This window comes from Roseisalinus antarcticus (assembly GCF_900172355.1).
GTDB classification, from domain to species: Bacteria; Pseudomonadota; Alphaproteobacteria; order Rhodobacterales; family Rhodobacteraceae; genus Oceanicola; species Oceanicola antarcticus_A.
Genome location: NZ_FWFZ01000002.1, coordinates 96,777 through 115,908, shown reverse-complemented (window position 1 = coordinate 115,908; position 19,132 = coordinate 96,777). Strand labels below are relative to the sequence as shown.

Here is a 19,132-nt window from a genome sequence, read left to right as displayed (position 1 = left end):
GGTTCCCTTCCTGGCCTGCCGGTTACTGGAACGCGCCCGCGGCGCGCAGCTCGGCGGCGCGGTCCGCGTCGTACCACCAGAAATCGAGATGCCCCAGCGTCAGCGGCGGCATGTTCTCGGGGTGACGATACATGTCGTAATACGCCACCCAGTGCTGGTCGTTGAACCATTGCGGCACGTCGAAGCCGATCGACCGCAGCACCCGGTCCAGAGCCTGAGTGGAGGTGTTGAGCTCTTCCAGCGTTTCGGCCTGCACGATCAGCGGCAGGATCCGGTCGACCGCCTCGTTGCGCAGGCGCATCACGTTGCGAGAGCTGTCGTCGGCCGTCTTCGACGCATACCATTGCTCGAGCCCCGTCCCCGGCTCGAAGCCCATGTCGAAGCCGTGGTTGGTCAGGTCGAAATCGCCGGAGCGCCGCCGTTCGACATATTGGGCGAAGTCCACCCGCTCCAGAACACCCTTGATGCCAAGACGCTCCAGGTTCTCGATATAGGGGTTCACGATCCGGTCGAACTGCGGCGAGACCTGCAGGAACACGACCTCGAGCGTCTGCCCGTCCTTGGCGTAATACCCGTCGTCGCCGATCGCATAGCCCGCGTCCTCGAGCAGGGCGGCCGCCGCGCGGAAGACACCGCGCGAGGGCGCGTTCTCCTCGGGGTCGTTGACCGGCGGCATGACCGCCTCGGCGGTCAGAATTTCAGCGTCGAGCAGGCCTTCGTCGACCAGCGGTTGCAGGATGGCGAGCTCTGCCTCGGACGGGGTGCCCGACGCGGCCAGATCGGTGTTCGACCAGTAGCTCTCGGGCCGCGCATAGAGGTCGTAGAACAGGGTCCGGTTCGACCATTCGAAGTTGAACATCAGCTCCACCGCGCGGCGCACGCTTTCGTCCTGCCACTGCTCGCGGTCGAGGTTGAACACGAAGGCCTGCCGGGTGCCGACGGTCCCGTCGAACAGCTCTTCGGTCACGGCCCAGCCGTTGTCGAGCGCCGGGAAATCGTAGCCGGTCGCCCACTGGCGTGACGAATTCTCGATCCGGAAGGTGTATTCGCCCGCCTTGAACGCCTCGAACGCGGCGGAACTGTCGGCAAAGTATTCCACGCGGATCGACTCGAAATTGCCGCGCCCGACGTTGAACGGAACGTCAGCCCCCCAGTAGTCGGGGTTGCTGCGATAGATGATCTGGCGGTTGTAGTCGAAGCTGTCGAGCACGTATTGCCCGGTCGCCATGAACGGCTCTTCGGTGCTTTCGTCCAGCCGGATGCCGCCCTCTTCGAACCAGGTCTTGGAAAAGACCGGCGTGCCGCCCGCGAAGGACACCCGGTCGCGCCGGGGGGCGTCGTCCTGAAAGATGAATTTGATCCGGTGGGGGCCCTCGACCTCGACCGATTCCACAAAGCCCTCGGCGACGTTGCGATATTCCGCGATGCCCTGCTCGATGAAGATGTTGTAGGAGAACGCCACATCCTCGGCGGTCATCGGCGTGCCGTTCGCGAAGGTCACGTCGTCACGAAGGTTGAAGACGATCCACGACAGGTCGTCGGGGTATTCCAGCGTGGTGCAGAGATAGCAGTAGAGGCCGTAGGGATCGTCGGCCGTGCTGGTCAGGATCGCTTCCGATCCGATCGTGGACAGCGATGCCGCGACCCCCTGGCGGGCGTAGTTGTTGAAGCTGTCGAAGGTGCCCTGGGTCCAGACGGCGATCTCCCCGCCCTTGGGCGCATCGGGGTTCACGTAGTCCAGATGCTCGAAATCGGCCGGATACTTGAGCTCGCCGAAGTTGGTGTAGCCGTAGGAGGTCGTGACCTCCTCATGCGCCTCGCCGAAGGCCACCGTGCCCCAGAGCGTGCCCACGACGAGCAGGCTGCCGCCGAGGAGGGCCAGGCGCCGGGCATCCGCGTCGCGGGCCGCTGCCAGCGCTGCGACTTGGGGGGGGTGGCTCGGTCTCATGGCGATCTCCTGTGCTTGACAGCCTGCGAAACGGGTCGGTGCCGCGGGCCGCGTCGGGCCCTGACTAGGATTTGTAGCTAAATGGCCACTTGTCGAACAATCAAGGCGCGAATTCGTCAGCAATGCGTGAACGGATCATGCGTGGACCCGAACGCCCTCCGGAACGGCATAACACGAAAGGCCGCCCTGCGCGGGCGGCCTTCGGCATTTCCGGAGCTCGGGCCGGGGTCAGTCGTCGATGCTGTCGAGATAGGCGATCAGGTCCGCCCGATCCTCGACCTTGCGCATCCCGTTGTAGCCCATGGCCGTGCCGGGGGCATAACCCTTGGGGTCCTCGAGAAAGCCGTTCAGGTGTTCGGGGGTCCAGACGTCCGCCGCTTCCACCAATGCGCCAGAGTAGCTGAAGTCGGAAATCGACGCCACGTCGCGTCCGACGACGCCGTAAAGCGTCGGGCCGGTGCCGTTCACGCCGGGCTCCAGCGCATGACAGGACCGGCAGTTGCGCCACAGGGTCTCGCCCGCGGCGACATCTGCCTGGGCGAACACTTCCTCGAACGCGGGCCCCTCTTCGACGGGCTCGCCACCGGTGTCCTCGCCCTCGACCTCGATGACGTAGGCTTGTTCACCCTCGCCGTGGCCGCCGCTGTGATAGATCGTCTCGGCGGTCCAGCCGCCCAGCAGAAAGACAAGCAGAGTCCCGCAGAGGCCGCCCAGGACCTTGGTAAGGGTCATTGTGTCGAACATGTCGCGTTCCGTCCCCATCTCGATTTCGAGGTCATGTATCCGCTTCAAGCCCCGTCTTGCAAGATGTAGCACCGCGACGAAATGCCCATTTCCGACACTCTGGGGGGTTCGTGGAATGACCGGGAAAATTGCGTTCCAAGGAGAATTGGGCGCCTACGGCCACCAGGCCTGCGTCGAGGCGCGGCCGGATCTGGAGCCGTTGCCCTGTCCGACATTCGAGCATGCGATCGAGGCGGTGCGAAAAGGCGATGCCGAATTCGGCATGATCGCGGTCGAGAATTCGACCTACGGCCGGGTCGCCGACGTCCATCACCTGCTGCCCGAAAGCGGGTTGCACATCATCGCCGAAGCCTTCGTGCGCGTGCATATCAACCTGCTGGGCGTGCGCGGGGCGCGCCTTCCGGACGTCAGATCGGCGATGAGCCATACCGTCCTGCTAGGACAATGCCGGGGGTTCCTGCGAGAGCATGACATCACCCCGCTGACCGGCGCGGACACCGCCGGATCGGCGGCCCGGGTGGCCGAGATCGGCGATTACTCCATGGGGGCCCTTGCCTCGGAACTGGCGGCGCAGATCTACGATCTGTCGGTGCTGGCCCGCAACATCGAGGATCACGACCGCAACACCACCCGCTTCGTCATCATGGCGCGCGAGCCCGATTTTTCACGCCGCGGCCCCACCGGCATGATCACCAGCTTCATTTTCCGGGTCCGCAACATTCCCGCCGCGCTCTACAAGGCGATGGGGGGATTCACGACCAACGGGGTCAACATGACCAAGCTCGAAAGCTACATGGTCGACGGCAATTTCTCGGCGACGCAATTCTATGCCGAGATCGAAGGCCACCCCGACGACCGCTCTGTGCAGCTCGCGCTCGAAGAGCTGGACTACTTCACCGATCGCGTTCGCCTGATGGGTGTCTTTCCCGCCGACCGGCGCCGCTACGAGACGCGGCGCAACAGCTCTCAGGACTGACTGCGCCAGCGCCTTTCGACATCCTTGGCAAACTCGGTCGTGCGCAGGCGCAGGCGGCTTTCCAGCGACGACTTGGCCAGCTTCAGCGACTGGATCATCAGCCAGGCCGCCAAGGTGTTGGGCTTGAGCTCCTGTGCGAAGGACAGGCGCGTGCGCGACTTCGACAACGCCAGAAGCTCGACCGTGGTCAGCCCGTCGATCCCGCTGGAGGCGCTGCTGATCGCCAGATTGCCGGGCGGATCGAAGGCGGTGACCGTCGCGAGCACCTCCCGCGGTTTGCCACGAAACACGAAGTCGACTTTCCAACGCGCCCCCAGCCCGTCATTGCCGTCGACGCCCTGACGCTCGACCGTGGCGCCGCGGCGCAGGATCAGCCGTTCGAAGGCGGCGAAATCGCTAACCTGGGCAAAGACGAAGTCGATGGGCGCCTCGATGTCGTCCCGAACCGAAAATTTCATGCCGAACCAACCCTTGTGACTTTCGGCGCGGAGCCTCGCGTCATTCCAGCCGGTCCGCAAGCCAGTTGCGCAGAAGAAAATGCGCGATCGCGCCGGGGCGGGCCGGTTTGATCGCGGGATCGCGGCCCGCGAACACCTCCATCAGACGTTCTCGCGAGACCCACAGCGCGTGTTCGATCTCGACCGGGTCGATCACGATGTCGGTGGTGGTCGCCTCTCCGCGGCACCCGAGCATGAGAGAGGCCGGAAACGGCCAGGGCTGGCTGGCGAGATACGTCACCCGGCCGACCCGCACCGCAGTCTCCTCGAAAACCTCGCGGCGGACAGCGGCCTCGACGGTCTCGCCCGGTTCCATGAAGCCGGCCAGAAGCGAATACATCCCGTCCGGCCAATGGGGAGAGCGGCCGAGCAACACCGAATTGCCATGGGTCACCAGCATGATGACAACGGGGTCGGTGCGCGGAAAGTGCCGGGCGCCGCAGGTCGGGCAATCGCGCTGCCAGCCGGCCTGGGCCATGACGGATCGCGCACCGCAACAGGCGCAGAACCCGTGGCTCGCGTGCCAGCCGAAGATCGCCTTGGCGGTGGCGGCCAGTTCGGCATCCGCGGCGGTCAGGCGGGTCATGACGGCCCGCACCTCGACGAATCGCAGCCCCTCCTCCAGCAGCGGGTGGCGCTGTTCGGTGGGGTCGAGAAAGCTGCCGAGGGCAGCCTCGTCGACCTCCTCGGGCGCCCACTGGCTGATGTCGCTGGCAAAGACCGGCCCGGCCTCGGTCCGGCCGAGATAGATCGGGGGCCCGTCCTGCACGCCCATCACCGCGTGGGTCAGCGGCAGCTGCGCCACGGTCAGAGGCGCCTCGCCCTGCACCAGAACTTTGCCCCGCCACAGCAGCAGCGCCCGGGCGGACGGGTCCGCCCGCAGGCTTTCCTGCGCCGCGTCCCCGCGATCCTGCGCCGCACGGTCCAGCCCGGCGCCGCCGAAAGTCACTTCTTCAGAGATTTGCATGGACATTCCGTTGCATGTGCGGGACCCGGACGCAACGGGATGTGACTCCCGGCTTGCCAAGCAGGCTGCTAAACTTAAGGTTGAGTAGTATTAGAGGACAGGACCAACGTGAAAGTCTCAGATGCCGTCCCGCAGTGACGTGGTCAATGGCCTTGCACGGTTGCGAATTCTCGCGACGACGGATCTGCACGTCCACCTGACCGCCTACGATTACTACGCCGACCGCCCGGCGCCGGGGACCGGATTCGCCCACGCCGCGAGCCTGATTCGTCAGGAACGGAGCGATGCGGACAACACCCTGCTGTTCGACAATGGCGATTTCCTGCAAGGCACGCCGTTGTCCGACGTGATCGCCACCGAAGGGGTCGGGGGCGATCTGGGCACCCACCCGTCGGTCCACGCGATGAACACCCTCGGCTACGATGGCGGGACCCTGGGCAACCACGAGTTCAACTACGGGCTCGACTTTCTCGAAAGCGCCCTTGACGCGGCGCAATTTCCCATGGTGTCGGCCAATGTCCGCCGCAGCGGCGGCGGCACGCTGTTGACGCCCTGGGCGATTCTCGACCGCAGCATGCAGATGCTGGACGGCAGCGTGGAGACGCTGCGGATCGGCATCATCGGCTTCGCACCGCCGCAGATCGTGGATTGGGACAGCAGCCATCTGAGCGGCCGCGTCGAGACCGACGACATCGTCAGCAGCGCCCTCGCCGAGGTGCCGCGGATGCGCCTTGCGGGGGCCGACCTGGTGGTCGCGCTCTGCCATTCGGGGATCGGCGCCGAGACCTACAAGCCGCGGATGGAGAACGCCGCCGTCCCGCTTGCCGGCGTGCCCGGGATCGACGTGATCGTGGCAGGCCACACCCATATGGTCTTTCCGGGCGAGCAATTCTCGGCCACCGAGGTGATCGACCCCGAGGCGGGGACGCTGCATGGCAAACCCGCGGTGATGGCGGGCTTTCACGCCAGCCACGTGGGCCGGGTCGACCTGCTCATGGAACATGACGCCCGCAGCGGCCGCTGGCATGTGGCCGGCCAGACCTGCGCCGTCCTGCCGGTGATCGACACCGGCGAGGACCCGGGCATCGTCGCGGCCGCGGCGCCCGCGCACCGGACCACCCTGAACCACATCCGCCAGCCGATCGGAAAGACGGCCGGGCCGATTGACAGCTATTTCGCCCTGACGGCCCCCAGCGCCTCGATCCAGATCGTCGCCGATGCCCAGCGCCGGCATGTGGCCGAGGCAGCGGCCGATCTGCCGGACCTGCCGATGCTCTCTGTCGCCGCCCCGTTTCGGGCCGGGGGCTGGGGCGGCCCCGAGAACTACGTGGACATCCCCGCCGGACCGCTGGCCTACCGCCACGCGGCCGATCTCTACCTTTATCCCAACACGATCTGCGTGATGGAGATGATCGGCGTCGACATCCGGGACTGGCTGGAGCGGTCCGCGAGCCTGTTCAACACGGTGACACCCGGATCCGAGGGTCAGCGACTGATCGACAGCGGCGTTCCCAGCTACAATTTCGACGTGTTCGAGGGCCTGACCTACCAGATCGACGTCGGACGTCCCGCCCGGTTCGATCCCGCCGGGCAGCTGCTGGACGACCGCGCGGCGCGGGTCACCGACATCACCCGCGATGGCCGCCCGGTCGAGGACAACGACCGTTTTCTGGTGATCTCGAATTCCTACCGGATGGGCGGCGGGGGCACGTTCCGCGCGGCGCGACGGGGCACCGTGCTCTACCTCGCCAAGACCTCCACCCGCGACGTGGTGGCCCATCACCTCAAGTCGGAACGGCCCGTCCGCCCGACCGCGCCGCGGATCTGGAGCTTCGCGCCCATGGATCCCACCACCCGGGCGATCTTCCAGACCGGGCCGGGGGCGCTGACCGTCGCCCGCCCGGACTGCCTGCACGACATGATCCACCTCGGCCCCGGCAAGGGCGGGTTCGAACGCTTTTCCCTTGCACTTTGAGGCGATTCCGACCGAGCGGTGCCCTTGCAGGGCGCGGCCCGGTTCGCTATGTTGTACTCGAGAGGTTGGCGCGGGCAAGCTCCTCGCCAACCCGGTCAGGTCCGGAAGGAAGCAGCCGTAACGAGACCCGCTTGGGTCGTGTTCCAGCCTCTCACCCCGCCCTTTCGGGCGGGGCACCCTTGGAACGGGAGGGCTTTTGATGATTGTTGCGATCACCCTCCGGGGCGCCCTCTGAGCGCCTCGACCAGTGGACTGGCCGGGCGACGGGCGGTCCTCCTGCGATTGTTCCACAGGCTGATATCATGACATTTCCGTCTCTGACCGAGCTCGGTTGGGGTGCGCATTTCGCCGCACAGACTGACGAGGTTTCCCCCCGCGCCGCAAGGATAAGCGGCATCGCCCGCACCCGGGTGACCGCCCTTTCGCGCGACGGGCCGCTGACCCTGTCCTGCCCGCACGGGCTCTCGACCGGCGATCTTGCCGTCGGGGATTGGGTGATCTTCGATCCCGACACCCTGCTGATCGAGCGCCTTCTCGACCGGTTCACGCGCGTTTCGCGCAAGGCCGCCGGCAAGGACGGGCGGTCGCAGCTGATCGCCGCCAATGTCGACACGCTGGCGATCGTGACCTCGTGCAACGCCGATTTCAACGAAGCGCGGATAGAGCGGTATCTGGCGATGGCGGCGGCGGCCGGGTGCCTGCCGCTGATCCTGCTGACCAAGGCCGATCTCGCCGAGGACGATGCGGACTACCGCGGCCGGGCGACGCGGCTGTCGCCGGTGGCGGTGGTCATCACCCTGAACGCCCGCGACCCCGAGGAGCTTGGCCGCATCGCCGCCTGGTGCGGCCCGGGGCAGACCCTGGCGCTGGTGGGCTCTTCCGGCACCGGCAAGTCGACGATCACCAACGGCCTGACCGGCGAGAACGTGGCGACGCAGGCGATCCGCGAGGACGACGCGAAGGGCCGTCATACGACCACCGCGCGCCACCTCTTGCCTACCGCGAACGGCGGGTGGATCGTCGACACCCCCGGCATGCGCGAGCTTGGTCTTGCGGATGCCGCCGAGGGCATCGCCGAGGTTTTTTCCGACATCGAAGACCTCGAGGCCGCCTGCCGCTTCAACGATTGCCGCCACGAGACAGAGCCGGGATGTGCCGTGCAGGCCGCGCTGGCCGATGGCACGCTTGACCCGGACCGGCTGTCGCGGTGGCAAAAGTTGCGGCGGGAGGATCGCCACAACTCCGAGACGGTGGCGGAAAACCGGGCGCGGAGCCGCTCGCTGGGCAAGGTGTATCGCGCGGCCCAGAAGGGCCGACGCGACCGGGGCAGGCCGGGCTGAGGGTTTCGGCCCGCAAGCGGGCCGACCAACGGGGGCGCCGCCGGCCTGCGGCCGCCGGCGCCCCCGGACCACCCACAATGCCCTGTTGGCGGCATGTTCCGGTCCCGTCGCCCGACCTCTCGCCGGGCCGTCCGCCGGGCTGCAAATGAGCTATGTGTGACACAAGGATCCACGGCCGAGGCGCCGGTGACGGGATGGGGCGCCCCGGGACGTCAGCGCAGCAGATACGGCATGCCAACCGGGCACGAGAGCCGCCCCCACGGGGAAAGCCCGCAGCCGGCCTCTCGGGGCGGAAGACGGGCGCTTCTCAGATCGGCCCGTGCTCCACCACGGCGCCGGGATGCGCCTCTGCCCACCCATCGAGGAACGCGGCCATCGCCGGCTCGCCCGCAAACGAGATCGCCTTGCGCGGCAAGGCAACCCCCTCTTCCAGCGCAAGCCGGGCGCAGGCCACGTGATCCCGTTCCGCCCGCTGGGGGCAGTTCTCGGAGCCGTGGATGATCGTGGTGAGCAGCGTCCCGCCGTATTGGTTCACGTGGCCCAGGTCGGGCTTGAGCGAGAGGACCCAGGCCATGATCTCCGGCAAGCCCTCCCAACCGGCGACCCGCACCAACGTCAGCCCCTCGGAATCCGGCCTGTCCCATTCCAGCCCCACCGCGATCAGCGCCTTGAGATGGGGCAACCGGCCCGGCTGGTTGAGGATCTGGCGCGGGAGCGTGCGGAAATCCTCGGGCAGCCGGGCCGGGTCGAGAAAGCGGCCCCCGGGCACCGCGCCTTCGGCCGCGGCGGCAAGCAGCGCCTCGTCCGCCGCCAGGGACCGGTCGACGCCCAGCCCCTCCAGCCGGGCGGCCAGCGCGGCGTTGCCGTAGACGCGGGCGTAGGCGTAGGCGCTGATGCCGTTCCAGGTCGCCTCGGGCCGCGCCCCGGCGGCGAGCAACAGTTCCGCCATCCGATCATCGCCCATCCGCCGCGCCGCCTGGTGCAGGGCCGGGCAGGCGCCATGCGCCATGCCGTGCGCGGGCCTGCCGTCGGAGCCTTCGTTCGGATCGGCCCCGGCCTCCAACAGCATGGCGACGGCCTCGACATCGCCAAAATCCATCGCCCGCAACAGCGCGTTGGTGCCCTTCGGATCGGCGCCATGGGACAGCAACAGGCGCAGCCCGTCGCGATGGCCCAGCTCCGTGGCGTGATAGAGGCTTTCGTTGTCGTTCGGCGTCGCGCCGTGATCCAGCAGCCATTCCGCCAGGACCAGGTTGCCCGCGTGCCCCAGCGCGAAATAGAGCGGCGACAGGCGATGCGCGGAGCCCTTCTCCGCCGGCGGTCCAAAGTCGAGGTCCGCCCCCCGCAGCCGCAACATCTCGGCGATGGCCAGCATGTCGTTGCGCTTGTCGGGCCAGTGATGGATCATCCGGCTCTGGCAGAGATGGACGAGCGGCGGCGCTAGGCCGATCAGGCGCGTGGCCATTCCCGGATCGGCCTCCAGGGCCCGCGCCACGGCGTCTCGCCGGTAAAGCGCAAGCTCGAGGCCGAACTCCCCGTCGGCCAGATCGGGGGCATCCTCCAGGATCCGGTCGATCACATGGGTCTGGCCATGGGCGATCGCGATCTTCAGCCGCTGCAGCCGGGCGGCGGCGTCCATGCCGCGCATCTCGACCGAGGCCTTGAGCGCGGGCCAGCTGGCGAACCCCTCTTCGCGGGCGATCACATGGAGGAAGTCGGCATGTTTGAGGGGCGTGCCCTTGGGCTTCGGCGCGGTGGCGCGCACCCGCGCGAGCGCATCGCTCCTGCCAAGGGCGAGGTCGCGGCCAAGGTCACGCGCCGCACGGCGCAGGCGGTCGAGGGCCTGATCATCAGGTGTCATCGGCTTTCCCATTCTTTTATCCCGGCGATCCGCTAAGACGGGCATGAGAAAGACCGTATGGGTCTTTGGTCAGAGACTGGGGGGGGCCGACACGGCTTTCCGCGGATCAGGAAGCCGCCCCAACGGCTGAGGCAATGATACCAACGCGCGATCCGGCGCGTCAATCACGCAGGCACGGGACGGCCCCCCTCCCCGCCCGCGCTCGGAGTCCGGTGGACGCCGCCCGCTCCGCTCCTTAAGTTGGAACAGTCCGACAGGAGACCGCATGACCGACGCCCCCGCCTACCAGGTGCTCGCCCGCAAGTACCGCCCCGAGACCTTCGCCGACCTCGTGGGCCAGGATGCCATGGTGCGGACCCTGCGCAACGCCTTCGCCGCGGACCGCATCGCCCAGGCCTTCATCATGACGGGCATCCGCGGGACGGGCAAAACCACCACGGCCCGGATCATCGCCAAGGGTATGAACTGCATCGGCCCCGACGGGACCGGCGGCCCCACGACAGACCCCTGCGGCCAATGCGAGCATTGCGTGGCGATCATGGAGGGGCGCCACGTGGACGTGATGGAGATGGACGCAGCCTCGCGCACCGGCGTGGGCGACATCCGCGAGATCATCGACAGCGTCCACTACCGGGCGGCCTCGGCCCGCTACAAGATCTACATCATCGACGAGGTGCACATGTTGTCCACCTCGGCCTTCAACGCGCTTCTGAAGACGCTGGAGGAGCCGCCCGCCCACGTGAAATTCATCTTTGCCACGACCGAGATCCGCAAGGTGCCGGTGACCGTGCTGTCGCGCTGCCAACGGTTCGACCTGCGCCGGATCGAGCCCGAGGTCATGATCGCCCTGCTGCGCCGGATCGCCAGTGCCGAATCCGCCGAGATCGCCGACGACGCCTTGGCGCTGATCACCCGCGCGGCCGAAGGGTCGGCCCGGGATGCGACCTCGCTGCTCGACCAGGCGATAAGCCATGGCGCGGGCGAGACGACCGCCGAACAGGTCCGCGCGATGCTGGGACTTGCGGACCGGGGCCGGGTGCTGGACCTCTTCGACATGATCCTGCGGGGCGACGCGGCCTCGGCGCTGACGGAGCTTTCGGCGCAATACGCCGACGGGGCCGATCCGATGGCCGTGCTGCGGGACCTGGCCGAGATCTGCCATTGGGTCAGTGTGATCAAGATCACACCCGAAGCGGCCGAGGACCCGACCGTCTCTCCGGAAGAACGCGACCGGGGCCGCGCCATGGCCGAGGGTCTGCCGATGCGCGTGCTGACCCGGATGTGGCAGATGCTGCTCAAGGCGCTGGAAGAGGTCGCCGCCGCGCCCAACGGCATGATGGCCGCCGAAATGGCGGTGATCCGGCTGACCCATGTGGCCGACCTGCCCACGCCCGAGGAACTGGTGCGGCGGCTGGGCGACGGCCCGCCACCGCCGGGCAACGGGCCTCCCCCGCCCGGTGGCGGCGCGGCGCCCGGCCAAGGCGGGGCGACCCCGGAAGCGCGGGGGGCGCCGAGCCCGACCCATAGCGGCCCCAGCGGGCCTTCGGCGCAGGGGGCGCTTGCGGTCAAGTCCGAGACCGCCCTCGCCCATTACGCTCGGTTCGAGGACGTGGTCGAGCTGATCCGCCACCACCGAGACGTCAAGCTGCTGGTCGAGGTCGAAAGCAACCTGCGCCTGGTGTCCTACAGCCCCGGCCGGATCGAGATGGAGCCGACGCCCGCGGCGCCGACAGATCTTGCGCAGAAACTCGGCGCCCGGCTTCAGGCCTGGACGGGCGTCCGCTGGGCTGTCTCGATCAGCAGCGGCGGCGGTGCGACGATTTCCGAGGAGCGCGATGCGGCCGAGCGCGCGATCCGGTCCGAGGCCGAGGCCCATCCGCTGGTGCAGGAGGTGCTTCGCGCGTTCCCCAAGGCGCAGATCACCGAGGTCCGGACCCACGCGGATATCGCCCAGACGGTCGAAGAGGATGCCCTGCAGGAGGTCTCGGAGGAGTGGGACCCCTTCGAGGAGGACTGACGCGGCCGGCGCGGCGCCTTGTCGGGCCGCAAGGCAAGGCCTAGGTTAGAAATAACTCGAATGGGAGACGACACGATGCTGAAGGGATTGGGCGGACTTGGCGACATGGCCAAGATGATGAAATCCGCACAGGAAATGCAGACCAAGATGGCCGAGATGCAGGAGCAGATGGCCATGATGAGCGTGACCGGCGAAAGCGGCGCGGGCCTGGTGAAGGCCACCGCGAGTGTCCAAGGAGAGCTCAAGGCGCTGGACATCGACCCGTCGATCTTCGATCCGAACGAAAAGGAAGTCGTCGAGGACCTGATCCTCGCCGCGATCAAGGACGCCCAGAGCCGCGCCCAGCAGAAGATGCAAGAGGAGATGGGCAAGATCACCGAGGGCCTCGGGCTGCCTCCTGGCATGAAACTTCCATTCTGAGGGATCCTCTCCTGTCTCTCCGTTCGCCCACCCGTCCCGCCGCAGGCACGATCCTTCTCCGAAGGATCGTAGCAGAATATTCGCGAATATTCTGGGCCCCATGACAGCCGGGCAGGACGACATAGATGCGTTGATAGAGATGATGGCCAAGCTCCCCGGGCTTGGTCCGCGGTCGGCGCGCCGGGCGGCCTTGCACCTGATAAAGAAGCGCGGTGTGCTGCTTGTGCCTCTGGCCGAGGCCATGACGCGGGTGGGTGCCACGGCGAGGGAATGCCTGAATTGCGGCAACATCTCCACTGGAGACATCTGCGACATCTGCGAAAGCAACAAGCGGGCCAACGGTCAGATCTGCGTTGTCGAGGACGTCGCAGACCTCTGGGCGATGGAGCGCTCCGGCGTCTTCAAGGGCCGCTACCACGTGCTGGGCGGAACGCTCTCGGCGCTGGACGGGATGGGCCCCGACGAACTGCGGATTCCGCAGCTGAAGGACAGGATCGGCGCCGAGGATGTCAGCGAGGTCATCCTCGCCCTCGGCGCAACGATCGACGGCCAGACGACGGCCCACTATATCGCGGACCATTTGCCCGGGATCACGGTCACGACCCTGGCTCAGGGCGTGCCCGTGGGCGGAGAGCTCGACTATCTGGACGACGGCACCATCACCGCGGCTCTGAATGCCCGCAAGGCGCTCTGACGGGCCGGGGCTCTGGCGCGAGTTTCCGACCAACGTCGGCTGAGCCCAGCCGGATTTCTTGCGGCCGCGCGATCGGTCTGGACGAAATCCTGCGCATCCTTGGTGCCTTGTGGCGACCCGGATTGAGGGATGGAGGGCGCCTGGTGTCACCGCTCCGCTGACAGTCCGCCAACAGGGTGTCCGCCCGGATCTGAGAGCTTGGGGACCAGCCTGCGGGGAGCCTCGGGCGGCTGCGCCGCAGACAGGTCCGGTGCGGGACCGCGAGCCGCGAGGCCCTCACCCTCCTCGGGCACCCAGCTCGGGCACCGGAACAGGATGATCAGCACATCGGCGCACGAACAGCCCGGTCAGGCCGGAAAACAGCCTGCCCGGACCCGGGCAGACTGAAGCGGAGCCTAGCGGCTTCCTTCGTCCTCGTCTCCGCTGCTTTCGGGGAGGTTGAACAGGCTATCCGCGTCGGGCAGGGCCTTGTTCTCGTCCTCGTCCTCGTCGTCATCGGAGGTTTCCGACAGGGTGAACGTCTCGAGCCCGGAGATCGCCGTCGGCATCTTGGGTTCGGCATCCATCCCCAGGCTGGTTTCGGTCGAAACCAGCTTGCGCCGCTCGTCGTCCGTCATCACGCCACCGTCCCGCGCCTTGCGCTCTGCGGCCTTGGCGACGGCGGCGTCGAGTTCCACCTGCTTGCACAGCCCCAACGCGACCGGGTCGATCGGTTCCATGTTGGAGATGTTCCAATGGGTGCGCTCGCGGATCGTCTGGATCGTCGGTTTGGTCGTGCCGACCAGCTTGGAGATCTGCGAATCCGCCAGCTCCGGATGGAACTTCACCAGCCAAAGGATCGCGTTCGGCCGGTCCTGGCGCTTGGACAGCGGCGTGTAGCGCGGGCCACGGCGCTTTTCCTCGCCCACGGCGGCAGCGTTGAATTTCAGCTTCAGCCTGTGGGTGGGGGACTTCTCGGCCTTGTCGATCTCTTCCTGCGTCAGCTGGTTGTTGGTGATCGGATCGAAGCCCTTCACGCCCGTCGCCACGTCGCCGTCGGCGATGCCCTGCACCTCCAGCTCGTGGAGCCCGCAGAAATCGGCGATCTGCTTGAAGCTGAGCGTCGTGTTGTCCACCAGCCAGACGGCGGTTGCCTTGGCCATGATCGGCGTATCGGACATGCAAATGCCTCCTAATCGAAAAACGTCTTCCCCCGGCCCCGGTCTGGGGGCGAGCCGTGTCAGGCTCCGGTTCTCGTTGTCGGGGAACTCGGGCGCTATATAGTCGCCGCAAACGCTCATGGAAAGTGCAAATGCTTCGTCTGACCGCCCTGCTGATGATCCTCGCCCTGCCCGGCCGCGCCGACGATGTGGCCGGAGAGTTCGACTATTACGTCCTGTCGCTGTCCTGGTCCGCCAACTGGTGCGCACTGGAGGGCGATTCCCGCGGCTCGCCGCAATGCGACCCGGCCCGCGACCACGGCTGGGTGCTGCACGGGCTCTGGCCGCAATACGAGACCGGCTGGCCCAGCGATTGCCGCAGCACCGAGCGCAACCCCACCCGCGCCATGACCGAGGCAATGGCCGACGTCATGGGCACATCGGGGCTTGCCTGGCACCAGTGGGAAAAGCACGGGCGCTGCACGGGCCTGTCCGCCGAGGGCTATTACGACCTCAGCCGCACGGCCTATGATCGCGTCACCCGGCCGGAGGTCTTTCGCCGGCTTACCCGCCCGGTCGAGCTGCCCGCAGAGGTCGTCGAAGAGGCCTTCCTGCGCGACAACCCCGGCCTCGTGCGCGATGCGATCACCATCACCTGCCGGTCCGGCCAGATCCAGGAGGCCCGCCTGTGCCTGACCCGCGACCTGGAGTTCCGCCGCTGCGGCGCCGACGTGATCCGCGATTGCACACTGGACGACGCACTCCTCCACCCGATGCGGTAGGGCGCCCTGCCGGGCTCAAACCTTCGTGAGGCGCGAATCCTCAATCCTGTGCTAAAGTTTGCCGACTGCAAGAGGCCGATCCGCTCGGCCACACGGCCAGAGCATTGCCGGATCGGCCCGTCAACCACAGTGGTGAGAGGTCGGAATGGCACAGACGATAGGAAATCCGTTGTCCTGGGCGGCAAAGGCCCTGGGCGGAACCGCGGAACATGTCAGCACGTCAGTCGACAGGATTGGTGGCGACGCGCCGGTGGAAATCAGGGTGAATACCCTCACGATCGACGACCTGCGCGGGGCATTGCGGTTGGGCCTCGACGATTTCGCAGCGGTCCGCGCGGATGTGTTGATGCTGGTTGTGCTCTATCCGGTCATGGGCCTCGTGCTTGCCGGGGTCGGGCTGCAGCTCGCGCTGCTGCCGCTGCTGTTCCCGCTGGCGGCGGGGTTCGCGCTGCTGGGGCCGTTGGCCGCCGTCGGCCTCTATGAGATGAGCCGCCTGCGCGAGGCCGGTGAGACGCCGGGCTGGGGCGCGGCGTTCGCACTGATCGGACGGCCGAGGTTCGGGGCGCTTCTGGTGCTGGGCGCGGCCCATCTGGTGATTTTCGCGGGCTGGCTGCTGGCCGCCTGGGCGATCTACGAGGTGACGCTGGGGCCAACCCCGCCGACCTCGGCCACGGCCTTCTTGTCGGATGTCTTCACCACCGGGGCCGGCTGGGCGATGCTGATCCTCGGCATGGCGGTCGGACTTGGCTTTGCGCTGCTGGTGCTGGCGACCAGCGTGGTGTCGTTTCCGATGCTGCTGGACCGCAACATCGGCGTGCCCCGCGCCATCGTCACATCGGTCGCCGTCGCCCGCGCCAATCCGCGTGTCATAGGCACCTGGGGCCTGATCGTCGCGGCGACACTGCTGATCGGGTCGATCCCGTTGTTGATCGGGCTGGTGGTGGCGCTGCCGGTCCTGGGCCACGCCACGTGGCACATCTATCGCCGGGCGATCAGCTATGCCTGATACCGGCCGGCAGGTCCATTCGGGCTTGCCGGCATACGGGGCCCGCCGGTCGACCGTCCGGCGTGGTCCATAACGTCAGTCGGTGTCCCAGTCCGGGCTGAACGAGCCGCTGACCAGCCGCTCGTTCCTGTTCAGCCCGTCGATCGCGGCGATCTGCTCGGGCGTCAGGGTGATATCCGCCGCGCCGAGGTTCTCTGCGATATTGGCTCGCTTGGACGAGGTCGGGATGACCACGTAGCCCTTGGCCATCAGCCACGCGAGCGCCACCTGTCCGCCGCTCGCCCCGATCTCTGTCCCGATGCCGTTGAGCACCGGATCGTCCGAAACCTCGCCCCGTGCCAGCGGGGAATAGGCGGTGAGGGTGAGACCTTTGGTCCTGCAGTGATCGACGATCGGCGTGTTCGTGAGATAGGGATGCAGCTCCACCTGGTTGACCAGCGGCGCCTCGCCCAGGATCTGCATGGCAAGATCGACGTGCCGGATGGTGAAGTTGGACACGCCGATGAACCGCGTCAGCCCCGCCGCGCGGACGGCCATGAACTGCCGCATGTATTCCGACATCTCGTACCGGTCGCCGATCGCGGGCCAGTGCACCAGCAGAAGGTCGACGCGGTCGAGCCCCAGCCGCTCGAGGCTCGCCTCCACATGTGGCCGGACCGCGCCCGGAGCCAGGTTCTCGGGCGCGACCTTGGTCGTGACCCAGATCTCTCCACGCGGCACGCCGCTTAGGGCGATGCCGCGCCCGACCTCGACCTCGTTTCCATAGCCCTCGGCCGTGTCTATGTGGCGATACCCAAGCTCCAGCGCCGTGGCGACGCAGGCCACGCAATCATCTCCAGTGCGCTTCCAGGTGCCGTAGCCGATTTGCGGAATTGTGCCGAGCATCCTGTATTCCTTTCGCAGCGGAGCGCCCCGGATCGTTCTCGCGCTAAAGTCTAATCCCCGGCCGGGGGCCCGGCAAGACGTCAGACCCGCAGCACGATCTTGCCGATGTGATCGGAGCTCTCGATCCGCGCGTGGGCCGCCGCGGCATCGTCAAGCGCGAATTCGCGGTCCATCACCGGCGCGATCCGGCCCGCGTCCAGCAGCGGCCAGACCTCGCGGCGCAGATCCTCGGCGATCCGGGCCTTGGCGGCATCCGATTGCGGCCGCAGCGTGGAGCCGGTCAGCGTCAGCCGGCGGGTCATCAGCTGCGCAAGGGTCAGCTCTGCCTTGGCGCCCTGCAGGAACGCGATCTGAACAAGGCGTCCATCGTCGGCCAGCGCCTTGAGGTTGCGCTGGATGTAGGGGCCGCCGACCATGTCCAGGATCAGGTTCGCGCCGCCCTCGGCCCGCAGGACCTCGACGAAATCCTCGTTGCGGTAGTTGATCGCCCGCTCTGCGCCAAGCGCCTCGCAGGCGGCGCATTTGTCGTCCGACCCGGCAGTGGCAAAGACCCGCGCCCCGGCCATGCGGGCCAGTTGGATCGCGGTGGTGCCGATCCCGGACGTCCCGCCGTGAACGAGGAACAGCTCGCCCCCCGTCAGCCCACCACGGGTGAAGACATTAGACCATACGGTGAAATGGGTCTCGGGCAGGCAGGCGGCCTCGCGCAGGGACATGTCGCGCGGCACCGGTAGGCAATGGGCAGCGAGGGTCACGGCGTATTCGGCATAGCCGCCGCCGGGCAGCAGGGCGCAGGCCCGGTCCCCGACCGCAAGGCCGGTCACGCCCGGCCCGACGGCGGCGATCTCTCCCGATGCCTCGAGCCCCGGCAGGTCGGAGGCCGTGGGCGGCGGCGCATAGAGGCCCGCCCGCTGCAGCGCGTCGGGACGGTTGACACCGGCAAAGGCGACCTTCAGCAGAACCTGGCCGTAGCCCGGCGCGGGCACCGGCCGTTGGCATGGGGTTAGGACCTCGGGGCCGCCGGGCTTGCGGATCTCGATGGTGCGCATTGTCTCGGTCATGGGGCTCCCTTCCGTCGTTGGATCAGGTTCTGTCACGGAGGCGTTCCGGGTGCCAGCCCGACTACTTGGCGTCCGGCGGGGTCCAGCGCCCGGGCAGGTCGGACGGCGGCACCCGCATCGGCGGCTTGACCATGGCACCCAGCTTCTGCAGCGGGCCGAGCAAGGGCTTCAACAGACGGTTGTCGTTGACCTGCGCCTTGACCTTCTCGATCCGCATGACGTCCTCGATCCGGCGATCGATGAAGGCGTCGGTGGCCTGGTGATCGACGCTGTCATCGCCAAGCCAGTAAAGCACCGTGGAGGCATAGACCCCCGACAAAGTCGCCCGCTTGGTGTACCAGTTGATGTCGTCCGCCGGATCGCCGAGCGCGTTCCAGATCGCATCCGCGGTGCCCCAGATCAGGCGGGCACCCTCGGGCCCGTGATGCGGCAGGGCGAACAGGGCAGAGCCGCGGCGCACGGCCTCCTTGTCGCCGGCAATGTCCAGGCGCAGCCGGACAGCACGGGCCACCTTGTCGCGAAAGCGCATGTCGTCGAGCTTTTCCCGGCGCAGGGCATCGGCCAGTTGCGCGTCGCCGCGCTTGTGGAAGGCCACGGCAAGATCGACCGCGCCCCGGGGGCAGATCGCCCGGGCCTCGGCAAGTGGCATGCCGCTGTCCTCGGCCGCGGCGCGAAAGGCCGCGTCCGACCAGCCGTCGAAGGCGACATGGGCGAGGATGGCGTCAAGCAGCGGGTCTCGTGCAGGATCCTGTGTGGTGGTCATCGAACGTCTCCCGTCGGTTTCATCATTCTGGGTGCCCGGCGTCGGGGCTTGTCACTG

The 19,132-nt window shown here is 67.5% G+C and carries 17 protein-coding genes and 1 other RNA gene; 9 read left to right on the top strand and 9 right to left on the bottom strand.

Annotated elements, in window-relative coordinates:
• Window positions 1-22: 22 nt before the first annotated feature.
• Both ROA7023_RS03190 and ROA7023_RS03185 read right to left on the bottom strand, forming a co-directional pair.
• Window positions 23-1,948, bottom strand: a complete 1,926-nt coding sequence (locus ROA7023_RS03190) for an extracellular solute-binding protein (protein ID WP_085877557.1) — start codon at window positions 1,946-1,948, stop codon at window positions 23-25.
• A gap of 228 nt (window positions 1,949-2,176) precedes the next feature.
• Window positions 2,177-2,692 (bottom strand): c-type cytochrome, encoded by a 516-nt coding sequence (locus tag ROA7023_RS03185; protein WP_085877692.1) that lies wholly within the window; start codon window positions 2,690-2,692, stop codon window positions 2,177-2,179.
• A 115-nt stretch (window positions 2,693-2,807) separates the two neighbouring features.
• Here ROA7023_RS03185 and ROA7023_RS03180 point away from each other — a divergent pair, with 115 nt between their 5' ends.
• Window positions 2,808-3,668: a prephenate dehydratase gene (locus tag ROA7023_RS03180; RefSeq protein WP_085877556.1), complete on the top strand. Its 861-nt coding sequence runs from the start codon at window positions 2,808-2,810 to the stop codon at window positions 3,666-3,668.
• On the opposite strand, the gene ROA7023_RS03175 is transcribed toward ROA7023_RS03180, so the two are convergent.
• Both ROA7023_RS03175 and nudC read right to left on the bottom strand, forming a co-directional pair.
• A complete protein-coding gene (locus ROA7023_RS03175) occupies window positions 3,659-4,126 on the bottom strand; it encodes an SRPBCC family protein (RefSeq protein ID WP_085877555.1) in 468 nt (155 codons plus the stop codon). The two genes, ROA7023_RS03180 and ROA7023_RS03175, sit on opposite strands and share 10 nt — an antisense overlap.
• A 40-nt stretch (window positions 4,127-4,166) precedes the next feature.
• Window positions 4,167-5,132, bottom strand: a complete 966-nt coding sequence (gene nudC / locus ROA7023_RS03170) for an NAD(+) diphosphatase (protein WP_085877554.1) — start codon at window positions 5,130-5,132, stop codon at window positions 4,167-4,169.
• 121 nt (window positions 5,133-5,253) lie between these two features.
• Between nudC and ROA7023_RS03165 the strand changes: the two genes are divergently transcribed.
• The 3 genes from ROA7023_RS03165 to rsgA all read left to right on the top strand — a co-directional run bounded on the left by ROA7023_RS03165 (window position 5,254) and on the right by rsgA (window position 8,447).
• Window positions 5,254-7,107, top strand: a complete 1,854-nt coding sequence (locus ROA7023_RS03165) for a bifunctional 2',3'-cyclic-nucleotide 2'-phosphodiesterase/3'-nucleotidase (RefSeq protein ID WP_085877553.1) — start codon at window positions 5,254-5,256, stop codon at window positions 7,105-7,107.
• 59 nt (window positions 7,108-7,166) lie between these two features.
• Window positions 7,167-7,263: signal recognition particle sRNA small type (gene ffs / locus ROA7023_RS03160), an RNA gene on the top strand.
• Window positions 7,264-7,409: 146 nt separating this feature from the next.
• On the top strand, window positions 7,410-8,447 hold the full coding sequence (gene rsgA, locus ROA7023_RS03155) for a ribosome small subunit-dependent GTPase A (protein ID WP_085877552.1): 1,038 nt from the start codon (window positions 7,410-7,412) through the stop codon (window positions 8,445-8,447).
• A 307-nt stretch (window positions 8,448-8,754) separates the two neighbouring features.
• Here the strand turns inward: rsgA and ROA7023_RS03150 are convergent, their stop codons facing one another.
• Window positions 8,755-10,308 carry an ankyrin repeat domain-containing protein gene (locus ROA7023_RS03150; protein WP_085877551.1) on the bottom strand — a complete coding sequence of 518 codons (1,554 nt, stop codon included), beginning with the start codon at window positions 10,306-10,308 and terminating at the stop codon, window positions 8,755-8,757.
• A gap of 265 nt (window positions 10,309-10,573) precedes the next feature.
• Here ROA7023_RS03150 and ROA7023_RS03145 point away from each other — a divergent pair, with 265 nt between their 5' ends.
• From ROA7023_RS03145 to recR, 3 genes are all read left to right on the top strand, one after another.
• Entirely contained in the window at window positions 10,574-12,325 is a 1,752-nt protein-coding gene (locus tag ROA7023_RS03145; RefSeq protein WP_085877550.1) for a DNA polymerase III subunit gamma/tau, read from the top strand.
• Window positions 12,326-12,400: 75 nt separating this feature from the next.
• Entirely contained in the window at window positions 12,401-12,745 is a 345-nt protein-coding gene (locus ROA7023_RS03140) for a YbaB/EbfC family nucleoid-associated protein (protein WP_085877691.1), read from the top strand.
• 100 nt (window positions 12,746-12,845) lie between these two features.
• Window positions 12,846-13,439, top strand: a complete 594-nt coding sequence (gene recR, locus ROA7023_RS03135; protein ID WP_085877549.1) for a recombination mediator RecR — start codon at window positions 12,846-12,848, stop codon at window positions 13,437-13,439.
• Window positions 13,440-13,834: 395 nt separating this feature from the next.
• Here the strand turns inward: recR and ROA7023_RS03130 are convergent, their stop codons facing one another.
• Window positions 13,835-14,599 (bottom strand): DUF1013 domain-containing protein, encoded by a 765-nt coding sequence (locus ROA7023_RS03130; RefSeq protein WP_085877548.1) that lies wholly within the window; start codon window positions 14,597-14,599, stop codon window positions 13,835-13,837.
• 131 nt (window positions 14,600-14,730) lie between these two features.
• Between ROA7023_RS03130 and ROA7023_RS03125 the strand changes: the two genes are divergently transcribed.
• Together ROA7023_RS03125 and ROA7023_RS03120 are read left to right on the top strand one after the other, a co-directional pair.
• Window positions 14,731-15,360 (top strand): ribonuclease T2 family protein, encoded by a 630-nt coding sequence (locus ROA7023_RS03125; protein ID WP_085877547.1) that lies wholly within the window; start codon window positions 14,731-14,733, stop codon window positions 15,358-15,360.
• Between the two features lie 145 nt (window positions 15,361-15,505).
• Complete coding sequence (locus ROA7023_RS03120) at window positions 15,506-16,366, top strand: DUF2189 domain-containing protein (protein ID WP_085877546.1); 861 nt, start codon at window positions 15,506-15,508, stop codon at window positions 16,364-16,366.
• 75 nt (window positions 16,367-16,441) lie between these two features.
• Here the strand turns inward: ROA7023_RS03120 and ROA7023_RS03115 are convergent, their stop codons facing one another.
• From ROA7023_RS03115 to ROA7023_RS03105, 3 genes are all read right to left on the bottom strand, one after another.
• A complete protein-coding gene (locus ROA7023_RS03115) occupies window positions 16,442-17,251 on the bottom strand; it encodes an aldo/keto reductase (protein WP_200812449.1) in 810 nt (269 codons plus the stop codon).
• A gap of 80 nt (window positions 17,252-17,331) precedes the next feature.
• Window positions 17,332-18,312, bottom strand: a complete 981-nt coding sequence (locus ROA7023_RS03110; RefSeq protein WP_085877544.1) for an NAD(P)H-quinone oxidoreductase — start codon at window positions 18,310-18,312, stop codon at window positions 17,332-17,334.
• A 61-nt stretch (window positions 18,313-18,373) separates the two neighbouring features.
• Window positions 18,374-19,075 (bottom strand): COQ9 family protein, encoded by a 702-nt coding sequence (locus ROA7023_RS03105; protein ID WP_085877543.1) that lies wholly within the window; start codon window positions 19,073-19,075, stop codon window positions 18,374-18,376.
• Window positions 19,076-19,132 lie beyond the last annotated feature (57 nt).